The organism is Mangrovimonas futianensis (assembly GCF_021245805.1).
GTDB lineage: Bacteria > Bacteroidota > Bacteroidia > Flavobacteriales > Flavobacteriaceae > Mangrovimonas > Mangrovimonas futianensis.
Genome location: NZ_JAJJNF010000008.1, coordinates 1 through 12,114, shown reverse-complemented (window position 1 = coordinate 12,114; position 12,114 = coordinate 1). Strand labels below are relative to the sequence as shown.

9 protein-coding genes and 1 rRNA gene are annotated in these 12,114 nt (G+C 33.4%); 5 read left to right on the top strand and 5 right to left on the bottom strand.

Going from position 1 to position 12,114, the window contains the following annotated elements; genetic code table 11:
- Positions 1-44 precede the first annotated feature (44 nt).
- Positions 45-398: a 50S ribosomal protein L19 gene (gene rplS / locus LOK78_RS13275; protein WP_053972134.1), complete on the top strand. Its 354-nt coding sequence runs from the start codon at positions 45-47 to the stop codon at positions 396-398.
- Between the two features lie 657 nt (positions 399-1,055).
- Here the strand turns inward: rplS and LOK78_RS13270 are convergent.
- Both LOK78_RS13270 and LOK78_RS13265 read right to left on the bottom strand, forming a co-directional pair.
- Positions 1,056-4,814 carry a glycosyltransferase gene (locus tag LOK78_RS13270; RefSeq protein WP_232635224.1) on the bottom strand — a complete coding sequence of 1,253 codons (3,759 nt, stop codon included), beginning with the start codon at positions 4,812-4,814 and terminating at the stop codon, positions 1,056-1,058.
- Positions 4,798-6,123: a glycoside hydrolase family 2 TIM barrel-domain containing protein gene (locus tag LOK78_RS13265; protein ID WP_232635223.1), complete on the bottom strand. Its 1,326-nt coding sequence runs from the start codon at positions 6,121-6,123 to the stop codon at positions 4,798-4,800. Before LOK78_RS13265 ends, LOK78_RS13270 begins: the two co-directional genes overlap by 17 nt.
- 106 nt (positions 6,124-6,229) lie before the next feature.
- Here LOK78_RS13265 and LOK78_RS13260 point away from each other — a divergent pair, with 106 nt between their 5' ends.
- The 4 genes from LOK78_RS13260 to LOK78_RS13245 all read left to right on the top strand — a co-directional run bounded on the left by LOK78_RS13260 (position 6,230) and on the right by LOK78_RS13245 (position 10,260).
- The gene (locus LOK78_RS13260; RefSeq protein WP_232635222.1) at positions 6,230-6,805 is read left to right on the top strand and encodes a pentapeptide repeat-containing protein; all 576 of its coding nucleotides are present in this window, start codon (positions 6,230-6,232) and stop codon (positions 6,803-6,805) included.
- A gap of 95 nt (positions 6,806-6,900) precedes the next feature.
- Complete coding sequence (locus LOK78_RS13255) at positions 6,901-9,126, top strand: NADP-dependent isocitrate dehydrogenase (protein WP_232635221.1); 2,226 nt, start codon at positions 6,901-6,903, stop codon at positions 9,124-9,126.
- Positions 9,127-9,221: 95 nt separating this feature from the next.
- A complete protein-coding gene (gene murQ, locus LOK78_RS13250; protein WP_166959017.1) occupies positions 9,222-10,049 on the top strand; it encodes an N-acetylmuramic acid 6-phosphate etherase in 828 nt (275 codons plus the stop codon).
- Positions 10,030-10,260, top strand: coding sequence for a DUF6095 family protein (locus LOK78_RS13245; protein WP_232635220.1), 231 nt, complete (start codon positions 10,030-10,032; stop codon positions 10,258-10,260). The genes murQ and LOK78_RS13245 overlap by 20 nt, the downstream gene beginning before the upstream one ends.
- Positions 10,261-10,272: 12 nt before the next feature.
- Here the strand turns inward: LOK78_RS13245 and ypfJ are convergent, their stop codons facing one another.
- The 3 genes from ypfJ to rrf all read right to left on the bottom strand — a co-directional run.
- Positions 10,273-11,172 (bottom strand): KPN_02809 family neutral zinc metallopeptidase, encoded by a 900-nt coding sequence (ypfJ, locus tag LOK78_RS13240; protein ID WP_232635219.1) that lies wholly within the window; start codon positions 11,170-11,172, stop codon positions 10,273-10,275.
- A gap of 99 nt (positions 11,173-11,271) precedes the next feature.
- Positions 11,272-11,760: a DinB family protein gene (locus LOK78_RS13235; protein ID WP_232635347.1), complete on the bottom strand. Its 489-nt coding sequence runs from the start codon at positions 11,758-11,760 to the stop codon at positions 11,272-11,274.
- A 276-nt stretch (positions 11,761-12,036) separates the two neighbouring features.
- Positions 12,037-12,114, bottom strand: a 5S ribosomal RNA gene (gene rrf / locus LOK78_RS16865); the annotation flags it as partial.

The following is a 12,114-nucleotide window of genomic DNA, read 5'->3' as shown; positions in this document are numbered from 1 at the left end:
AAACCGTGCATGTTGCTTCGATTCAACCATTTAATTTTAAAGACATGGAATCTTTAGTAAAATTTGTACAAGACGAATTTATCCAAAAAAAGGACTTTCCAGATTTTAGCGCTGGAGACACAATCACTGTTTATTATGAAATTAGAGAAGGTGATAAAGTTCGTACACAGTTCTTTAGAGGAGTTGTAATCCAAAGAAGAGGAACAGGTGCTTCTGAAACCTTTACAATCAGAAAAATGTCTGGAACTGTAGGTGTAGAAAGAATTATACCTATCAACATGCCAGCTTTACAAAAAATTGAGGTAAACAAAAGAGGTAAAGTACGTAGAGCACGTATTTACTACTTTAGAGGTCTTACTGGTAAAAAAGCAAGAATCAAAGAAAGCCTTAAACGTTAATAAACGTTTCATAACTTTTAAAAGCCCTGTATATACAGGGCTTTTTTTATTAACAAATGTTAATAAGTGAAGTTTATAACAATTTAACATCTAATTGGTTAAAAATTTTGTATATTTAATGTCCTATCATACTTTAGTAAAACAATTGAGCAGCAACCTAGTTGCTTTTAGATCGAACTAAAAAAGTTTAATTGTATTTAAAGTAACGTTCTTTAAAAATAGATTTGTTTTTCGAGGTTCTGAGGAAAGCGTGTAGGCGTGGAACTAAAGGAATCATGATATTGAAGAGAAGTTTAGGATGCATGAGCAGTTTAAATGGAAATCAATTGAAAGTTTTGGAAATTAACTGAATCGAAAGAAACGGTTAAAAGAAAAAGCAATTTTGTTTAAAAACATAACTTACGAAAGTGGAGTATGTCAATTAAGCAAAATCAAGGAGAACAATCATCGAAACATTGTCAATAGGTCAATACATTTTGAAAATTGAAAATGTTTCATTTTGAAATAGTAAAACTTGAACCGAAACGATGTAAATTGTAACTTTAGTAGTCATACTAAATAGGTCACGCAGAGCTATTTCGAAGAAAGCCATGTCAAAGTAGTTTTACAACTATAGTGATATGGCTTTTGTTTTTAATGATATTTTGAATTCTGTTGTTATGGATTTAAATCTGTAAATGTTTGTGTCACTATATTTTCTTTGTCAATTACGGTTAACATCAATTTATAACTATTCGGGTCTTTTGGAACTTTTAAATAAACCTCACTTCCCTCTCCTACTTTCTCAATAGAAATACATTCTTTTTCCCCTTTGTATTTTAATAAATTCCATTCATATCTATATTTTCCCTGATTACCCCCCATTTCCCATCCTATTCTATCACCATAAAACATGGCATAACACACTACAACGTTTCCTGGGTAGAAAGTTTTATTTTGTTTTAATATTTTAATGTTCGGAGCATCATATTTAAACTTGGGATCTCCAAAGCTTTCAATGAAATCAAAATACTTATTTTTCAATCTTCCTTTCCTATCAATTAAACCATCAAACGTTAACTTATTTATTGCAAATTGATCTTGCCATGATACATAATAAAATGACTTTCCATTTGCTAATTCTTTCCAATTAGTTGAGATTTCATCACCTAAATAATCTACGGTAACTGGAACCCCAAGATTATTTATATAATCCCAAGCCCCTTCTTGCAACTGACCACTCTTTAGCTGTATATTAATCCCGATATCTGGTTTAAAAACATCTGAATAAAACTCCAATTTATTTAAAAGGTTTCCCTCTCCTTCTATTCCAATGAAAATATTTTCATCTGAAATTTGCCGTATTCCAGAAATCACGGTTTTCAACCAATTTAAATAGCCATTTCTATATAGAGTAAGGTCTGGTTCTTTAATATTATTAGGAAGTTTGGAGTAAAAATCATTTTCAAAACTCCATGATATTATATGATTATATTTTTGATACTCCCTTACCCTTTTCAGGATATTTGTTTTTAACTCATCAGTTTCTTTATTAACCTCTAAAAAGTTAGTGTTTAATGGAATAAAAAAACTGTAGTTAACGTTAAGTTCGTTCTCTTTACTAATTTCAAGTAAATTGTAGTCATAGGTAGTATTTTCAATGAATTTAACTGTATTTATTCCTGCAGTTTTCATTCTTTGAAAATCCTTTTTCAAATTAATTCTATTTAAAACATGGTAGTCACTTTTCCAGTTTTGGCCCTTATTTATGTTAACACCATAAATATTTGTCTCCCGAATCTTCTTTCCTGCAAAAGTATTATCCTGAATATTGAAATTTTCATCAACTTTTCTATTTTCTAAAAGTGAATAATGTGAATATAATTTATTATTCCTTTTAAACTTACCAAAATTTAATTCAACACCATCCTTAAATGTCCAATCATATACAAGTTCTTCATTTTGGATTCCCACAGGAATATTATCATCCACCCTACTGTTAAAAAATACAACGGCCTGAATTTCTGGGTATTTATTCTGCAAGTCTGAAATTCCATTTTCAATCCAATTAGCCTGACTTTCTTTATCATTTCCAACACTACCAAATTCGGTAATGATTACCGGCTTATCTGAGACACCATCTAAATTATCTCTAAAAAAAGTATACAATTCATCAAAGGAATACCAATCTTTAGAATCTTTATTTGATTCATAATTAAGAATGTCCAAACCAATCCAATCAACAAAATCATTTCCTGGATAAAAAGTCTTCACATTCTCACTCTTCCAAGGATTCCATACCCATATGACATTATGAGCTTTTACTTCATTAAAAATACTATGAACCCTTACCCAAGCCTCTTTAAATTGAAATGATTGCGCTTCATCTTCAACAAACCAAGGATAAAATGGATTATCAAACTCATGAGCAAATCTTAAAAAAATTGGCTTTTTTAATTCCTTAAGCTTCTTCGCAAATTGAGTTATATAGACATCAAATACCCCTTCATTAATCAATTGATAAACATTTCTATTTTCTTGTCTTTCTATTTGAAAACTATTTAGCCACGGCTCCCATGTGATAAGAGGTAAAGACTTATTAATAAAAATTGAATCTAGATAGGTTGAAGGAAATGTTGTTTCTATATTTTTATCCCAAGGAAGGTAAACAGAAATAATATCTGGATGAAATTCGTGATTTGCGGCAAACTGATTAGCTCTTTTTAAACTTGTGAAACCATTGTCGGATTCAGGATAATAGCAACCTAGATAAGTTAATTTTGGAGCTTCAAACATTTCTTCAACCACTACTCCATTTAGTTTAAGTTTTTCGTTTTGAACTTGAAAGTAAACACTGAGTCCAAATATGATTAATACAATAATAATCCCTGCACTTTGCCAGAAATTAAAAAATTGATTTTTGAAAAATGATTTTTTAATTTCTATCTCACTAGTTTCAATAGAAATGGGATTGGTCTTTTCAAAAGCGAATACTAATGTGTAAAACATATCACTTGCATTCCATAATGCAAAACCAGACATGAAAAGCGAAAATGGTGTAAAATCACGTTGCAAACCATAAATAATTGCTGCAACACTTAGAATTCCCATAAATAAATTAGGCGCTATCAAGGCCAAAGGCGTTTTATCTTCACCTGTTTTGGGGGTTGGAATATAGGGGATCTTTTTCCTAATCAAACTATAAAAGACTCCTAATATGAATATAGACCAGGTTGTATGAAAAAGCAATCCACCGGTGATATGCATCCCCCTTTCAGATTTTTTAATAATCCATTTTTGAACAAATAACCTTATCCCTAGAATAGAGGCAAAAATAGGAAGTGTAATGAGCCAAAAATTATAAATATTTCCTCGCCATGGAGTGGTACTAAAAAATAAAGAGAGAATAGGAATCAATAAAACAAAAAAGTAGACGATCCCCGCAAGATAATGCAAGGGAATAATTCCAAAATGCAACTTCTGCCTTAAAGTGAAATTTGAAAATAATTTAGGAAAAACACTGATTAATAACTCAAAGGTTCCTCTAGACCATTTTAATTGTTGCTTGAAATACGAACTTAAAGTTGATGGTACTAATCCTTTGGTAAGCATTTTAGGAACGTATACCGATTTCCAACCCTTGGCATACAATTGCATCGCTGTGTGCATATCCTCAGAAAGGCCTGGAGAATGCCCTCCTATGGAATCCAATGCCTCCCTTCTAAAAACACAATTGGCTCCAATAGCATTTACTGTACCATAAGAATTCATGGACATCATAACTGGACCATAGAACTGATAGGTTTGTTCTGCCGCACCCAAGGCTACTTTGGATTCATTCTGGTTGTAGTACCCCTGAACAGACTGCACAAATCCTATCTTTTTATCTTCAAAATAGGGTAACAACTCAGTTAAAAAATTGGTTTCTGGCACATGGTCAGGATCCATTATAACACAAATATCACCAGTAGCTATTTTAAGGGCATTATTAATATTACCTGCCTTTGCATTTTCCTTACTTGTTCTAGTTACATGTATTATAGCATTTTCTTTACAGAAATTTTTCAGGTATGCATTATCATCTTCATCGCACAAATAAGTTTCATGCGGATAATCCATATTTTTTATTGCCAAAAGAGTTTGGGTAACCATATCTATGGGCTCACCATCACAAAATGTAGTAAATACATCTACCTTATAGGAGGTCCTATGTTTTGGTTTATTAGGAATTGAAATACCCCAATAATGATACCACGTGTATAACAATCGAAACGTATCAAAAAAGATAACAAAAGTTAAAAGAAGAAACAACGGTCTGTTTTCAACTAAATCTGGTTTAAAAAACCAATAGAAAAAATTAATGAGACTGAGGACTCCTATCAGAATCATCACTCTTAAAATACGTAGGCTATTTTGATTTTTATTCTTTTTTGTCATTAGGATTCAGGACGTAAAACGCAATATTTGCTGTCGAATAATTTTGTTGGTTGTCATATACCCTTAAAACCATTCGATATGCACCTTCTTCTTCAGGGGTATTAAAGTTAATTTCTTCACCCTTGCCTTTTAATTTAAACTCTGAGTTCAATAACTTCCACCCCTCATATATACTTGAGCTTTCTTTGTATAAATTCCAATCATAAGTTATAGAATCTGAACTAATAGTTTGTACTAAAGTTTCAATTTCTAATTTCTCATTTGGAGAAAAAATACGATTGTCTTGAGAGTCTAAATTTTTAAAACGAAAATATACAATCTCTAAAGGATAAATGAGATCTGTTTCTTCCCAGCTAGACTTTAAAGCATAATAAACAGGTGACTTATTACCTTCGTCATCAAATATATTGAACCAATCCGGAGTACCTTCAAATTTTTGTCCCCAAAAGAATGCCGTAGATCCTAGAATGGAGGTATTAGGTTTTATATTATTTTGATAAGAACTGAAATATCCCTTGGCCTTCTCACTTCCTTTTTTTTCTTGGATAGAAAACCAATATTCATTCTTTGCTTCCCATGGCCCTTGATCACCCCATTCACTAATAAAAAAAGGTTTCATGTTAACAAAAGGAGACATTTTGTTTAATATACTTTCCAAATCATCTAAATTTCCAAAAACATTAAATCCTACCAAATCCAATTTACTAAAATTCAAGGATAATCCTAAAATATCCTTTTCCCCAATCCCCGTATAACTTGTGCTTACAGGATGATTAGGGTCTTCCTCATGAATAAGGTCAATTAATTCATTATAGGTATTAATATAGGTTTTATTGGAGAGTGAAAAAGGCAAGTTTATCTCATTTCCTAAATTCCAAAACAACAAAGAAGGGTGATTTTTATGCTCTCTTACATACGAACGTACATAGTCTTTAATTGCTAATACCTTTTTTGGTTCGGAATAATAATTAGAATAAAATCTAAACTCAGGCAAAGGAATATCTAATATTACAGACACTTTATACTTTTTTGCCAAATCCAATTCAATCCTTGAATTTATGGTATCGTAAAGTCTAATTGTATTTCCTCCCGCCTGAGCGAGTTCCTTTATATGTCCCTTCCCAGAAGCACCCTTTATGTAAAAGGGTTTACCATTTTTTAAAAGTTCATAACCTTCATTAGTTTCCACTACCCTAACCGTAGCATTTTCACTCATTTTGTGTCCACGGTCCGATTTCAGAAAAAGTAAAGTTCCTATGACTATGACAAGCAAAAGAAGGCAAACGATGATGAATCCTTTCCTACGCATTAATAATTTTAATATCCCTATTCAATATTAATGAAAACCAACACTCCAATTGAAAAATTCCGTTGAAACCAATGTAAAATCAGATTAAAGAATAATATTTGCACGTATGAATTCACTTCCATTTTTTTCAGATCTTTTATTCGAGGACGAATCCTATTTAGAAAAAGGTTTAGCAAAGGGTGAATACGACCATTGCGTTTTTAAAAATTGTGATTTCCAAGATGTCTATTTATCAAATATTTCTTTCCTCGAATGCACTTTTATTGATTGCCAAATGAGTAATTGTAAAGTAGGAAATGCAACTTTTAATGAGGTTACTTTTGATAATTGTAAACTTTTAGGAATTCATTTCTTTGAATGCAATCCTTTTCTCATTTCCCTCATTTTTAAGGATTGTAATTTGGAGTTGGCCTCCTTCCAAAATATGGATATTCCAAAATCTTCTTTCGAAAATTGCAATTTAAACGCTGTAGATTTCTCTTATACAAATCTGACCGCCAGCTCTATAAACAACTGCAACCTAATCAATACAAAATTTCAAAATTCAATTTTGGAAAAAGTAGACTTTCGACAATCCTATAATTTCCAAATAGACCCTGAAAATAATAGTTTGAAAAAGGCTATTTTCTCTCGTGATCATTTGGAAGGATTATTGTCTAAATATGGCATTATCATTGAATAATTGCTCCAATTCAGTCTAAGAAAAATAATAGTATTTACTATATTTGTTCGATTTATAAAAAAAGAATTACACAAAGCATAAAATTACAACCAAACATGTCTAAATCTTCAACAATATTTTACACCAAAACAGATGAAGCTCCGGCTTTAGCAACCCAATCTTTTTTACCTATAGTCAAAGCATTTACAAAATCTTCAAATATCAATATCGAAACAAAAGATATTTCTTTGGCAGGGAGAATATTAGCAACCTTTCCAGAATTTCTGAATGAAGATCAAAAGATCGAGGATGCTTTAGGTGTGTTAGGAGATTTAGTGAAATTACCCGAAACAAATATTATAAAACTTCCAAATATTAGCGCATCAGTTCCGCAACTTTTTGCAGCTATCAAAGAACTTCAATCCAAAGGATTCAATATTCCAAATTATCCTGAAGACCCACAAAATGAAGATGAAAAAAGTATCAAATCAAGATACGACAAAATTAAAGGTAGTGCGGTCAACCCAGTATTAAGGGAAGGAAATTCAGATAGAAGAGCACCAAAAGCTGTTAAAAATTATGCGAAGAAAAACCCACATTCCATGGGACCTTGGACATCAGATTCTCAATCGCATGTCGCCACAATGGAACAAGGCGATTTTGCACACAATGAGAAGTCTGTGACTGTTGAAAATGCCACTAAAATCAAGATTGTTCATACAGATGAAAAAGGAGAAGAAACTATTTTAAAGGATAGCTTCCCTTTACTTGATGGAGAGATCATAGACGGAACCGTCATGAATAAAAAAGCATTAATCCAATTTCTGGAAGCAGAGATTGCCGATGCTAAAAAAACAGGAGTATTGTTTTCATTACACATGAAAGCTACCATGATGAAGGTTTCGGATCCAATTATTTTTGGACATGCCGTAAAGGTTTTCTTTAAGGATGTATTTGCTAAGCATGGTGCCTTATTAAAAGAAATTGGTGTTGAGGAAAACAACGGATTTGGGAATTTGGTTTCCAAATTAGAAGAATTGCCACAAGAAAAGCGTTCTGAAATTGAAGCTGATATTGATGCTGCTTTTGCAAATGGACCAGCACTTGCCATGGTAAATTCAGATAAAGGTATTACAAACTTACATGTACCAAGTGATGTCATTATTGATGCTTCTATGCCTGCTATGATAAGAAATTCAGGGCAAATGTGGAATGCAGATGGCAAATCTCAAGACACCAAAGCCGTTATTCCTGATAGTAGTTATGCAGGGGTTTACACTGCCACAATTGATTTCTGTAAAAAGAATGGCGCTTTTGATCCAACAACCATGGGTACCGTGCCAAACGTAGGATTAATGGCTCAGAAAGCAGAAGAATATGGTTCTCACGATAAAACATTTGAAATTGAGACCAATGGCAAAGTAACGGTTGTAAATGAAGAAGGCATTGTTTTAATGGAGCACACAGTAGAAGTTGGAGATATCTGGAGAATGTGTCAAACTAAAGATTTACCTATTCAAGATTGGGTGAAATTAGCCGTAACTAGAGCTAGAGCATCTCAAACGCCTGCTGTATTTTGGTTAAATGAAGATAGAGCACATGATGCAGAATTGATTAAAAAAGTTAATAAATATTTACCAGAGCATGATACTACTGGATTAGACATAAGAATCTTGGCTCCGATACCTGCTACGAATTTCACATTAGAAAGATTAAAAAATGGCGAGGATACCATTTCAGTAACTGGTAATGTATTAAGAGATTACTTGACAGACCTATTCCCTATCTTAGAAGTTGGAACTAGTGCTAAGATGCTTTCAATCGTTCCATTAATGAATGGAGGTGGTTTATTTGAAACTGGTGCCGGAGGTTCTGCTCCTAAACACGTTGAACAATTATTGGAGGAAAACCATTTAAGATGGGATTCATTAGGTGAATTCTTAGCTTTGGCTGTATCCTTAGAGCACCTAAGTGATACCTTTAAAAACGAAAAAGCTCAAATCCTAGCAGACACCTTAGATAGTGCCACTGAAAAACTATTGGAAAATGGTAAAAGCCCGTCACGTAAAGCAGGTGAATTAGACAACCGTGGAAGTCATTTCTATTTGTCTATGTATTGGGCACAAGCATTAGCTGATCAAAATAAAGATATAGCTTTAAAAGAACAATTTGCACCAATAGCCAAAGATTTAAGTGATAATGAGGAAGCAATTGTTAAGGAATTAAACAGTGTACAAGGAAAAGCTGCCAATATTGGTGGATACTACGAGCCAATTCAGGATCTTTCTGAAAATGTCATGAGGCCGAGTAAAACCTTCAATGAAATCATAAATCAAATTTAACGAATAACAAAAAAGCTCCCAATTCGGGGGCTTTTTTTTAGAATCAAATTAAAACCTCCTAACTTAAATACTTTATTATTTCATTATTTTTGGATATGTCTTTTACCAAAACAACAGAACAAGATTCCACTTACAACCATCTTGAAAAGATGAGTGTGTCAGAATTATTGACTAATATTAATAAAGAAGATCAAACAGTTCCTTTGGCTGTTGAAAAAGCCATTCCATTTATTGAAAGCCTGGTAGATCAAATTGTATTAAAACTAAAAGATGGAGGAAGGTTATTTTACATAGGAGCAGGTACCAGTGGTAGACTGGGAATTGTGGATGCCTCAGAATGCCCGCCTACCTTTGGAGTTTCGCATGACTTAGTCATCGGACTCATTGCAGGTGGAGATTCCGCCATCAGAAAGGCCGTGGAGTTTGCAGAAGATTCTGAAGACCAAGCCTGGGAGGACCTAATGGATTATAACATTTCAGATAAGGATGTTGTTGTTGGAATTGCAGCCTCTGGAACGACACCTTATGTCATTGCCGGATTAAAAAAGTGTAATGAAATGAATATCATAACAGGTTGCATCACCTGCAATCATAACAGTCCACTCTCACAAACTGCCAAATACCCTATAGAAGTTATCGTTGGTCCTGAATTTGTTACAGGAAGCTCCAGAATGAAAGCTGGAACTGCTCAAAAATTGGTATTAAATATGATTACAACTGCTACCATGATTCAATTAGGCCATGTCAAAGGGAATAAAATGGTAGACATGCAGTTGAGTAATAACAAGCTTGTGGATAGGGGAATCAGAATGATTATGCAAGAAATAAAGGTTACTGAAGAAGAAGCTGTTAAACTACTTGAGACATATAAAAACGTAAGACAAGCTATTCAAAATTACAAGCATGGAAACGAAACACACTAACAAAAAAGTATTGGTAGAAGGCCTAAAAAAAATGGGGATTTCCCTATTGTGTATGTTTTTGGGACCTAGTTTAATTCATACTGCTTTTAGTAACCAAGAAAAGCCATTGTATATTCCTATTTTAATATTGGGAATATTGGTTGCTGGTTGTGCTGTTTTCTTCGCTTTTAGAGGATTAAAAACAATCTTGGACAGTATGTTCAAAAATTAATCGAATTCAAACCTACAAGGGATTTGCGTTAAACGTATCACCTTGATTGATGTCTCCAGTCTCAAAGCCTTTTTTAAACCATCTAATGCGCTGCTCTGAAGTACCATGTGTGAAAGAGTCTGGCACGACCCTACCTGATGATTGTTTTTGCAAACGATCGTCGCCTATGGCATAGGCCGCATTTAAAGCTTCCTGTAAATCTCCAGTTTCCATCATTTGTGTCATTTGTTGGGAATGATGCGCCCAAACCCCTGCAAGAAAATCGGCTTGTAATTCCAATCTAACGGAATATTTATTGAATTCTGTTTGACTCATTTGCCCGCGTAATCTTTGAACCTTATCAGAAATACCCAATAGATTTTGAACATGATGTCCTACCTCATGGGCAATGACATAAGCTTGGGCAAAATCCCCAGGAGCATTCAATTTTCTTTCCATGTCATCAAAAAAGCTAAGATCTAAGTAAAGCTTGTCATCTCCAGGACAATAAAAAGGTCCTGTAGCACTTGAAGCATACCCACAAGCAGATGAAACTGAACCGGTAAATAGGACTAAAGTGGGTTCCTCATAATTACTGATCAATTGATTCCAAACATCTTCAGTGCTTGCTAAGATGGTTGCACTAAAATCTGCCAACTCTTCTTCCTTTTGAGTGCCCTGGTAAGGAGCTGATGTTTCGGAAGTCACAGGCGAACCAGTAAACAGTTGACCGATGAAATTTAATGGATTATATCCCAATAACATAGATCCCACTAAAAGGACACCAGCAATTATAAGTCCAGTTTTTGTGAACAAAAACCTAACCAAAGAAATTAGAAACATGGGGGTAAGTCCACCCAAACCTGATCCTCCGCTACTTTGTCCCCTACGGTCTTCTACATTTGAACTTTGTCTTCTACCTTTCCATTTCATATTATTGATTGATAAGATTTTAAACTTTATTACAATTTAAATATAATTTTGATTGCCCTAAACAAAAATCTCATTTTTTATAAACTGAAAATAAATTAGTTATAACGAAGGCGTGGTGGGATTATAACCAAAACGTAAGTCAGAAATAGACACATTCAATCCATGCAGAATATAATTAATGATGGCATAATGGTGGATGGCATGACTATTTGCTTGCGCTAATAAGGATGCATGGGTATATGATATTTCAGTCTTTCCCAGACCTAAATCATCAACCACAGTCACTTCATCTAATAAAATATTAGGATAATTTCCAAGGCCCCTCTGAATATTTTCAAGATATTCCAAAGCAATTAAACATGATGTTTCCACTTCTTTGTCTCTTTTTCGGTATGTTAAGTCCACGTGATTGCTCTTAACTCCGTCTATAATACAATGGTAAAAATCGAAAATGTGTCTTAAGTGACTACCTATGCTAGAATAATATGGACCAATAGATGCATTTATTAAAATTTGATCATCTAAATTCTCAATTAGAATACGTGATTTTGAAAGAGTTTGAAGAGTTGCAGAAATAATAGGATTCATGTCCAACAAATTACCCAAATTTACCGAAACAAAAAAACGATTTTTCTGCTTACCAAAGGTTTTGGAAAGATTAAACCAATCAGTGACTAATTACTTAGTATAAATATTCAGTCGATTTGTTAAAGCGAAAAAGTCAACAATTTCGGCCCTTTATTTTTTAAAAAATCGAACGATTAATTAGCTCCTTAAATAATTGTGCCTGTAACAAAAGTTAAGTTATATTTCCCAGATTGTTAAAAACAAAAAAAGCACCTGTCAAATGACAAGTGCTTTCAAAAAAGGCGGCGACCTACTCTCCCACAATGCAGTACCATCGGCGCTAACGGGCTTAACTACTCTGTTCGGAATGGTAAG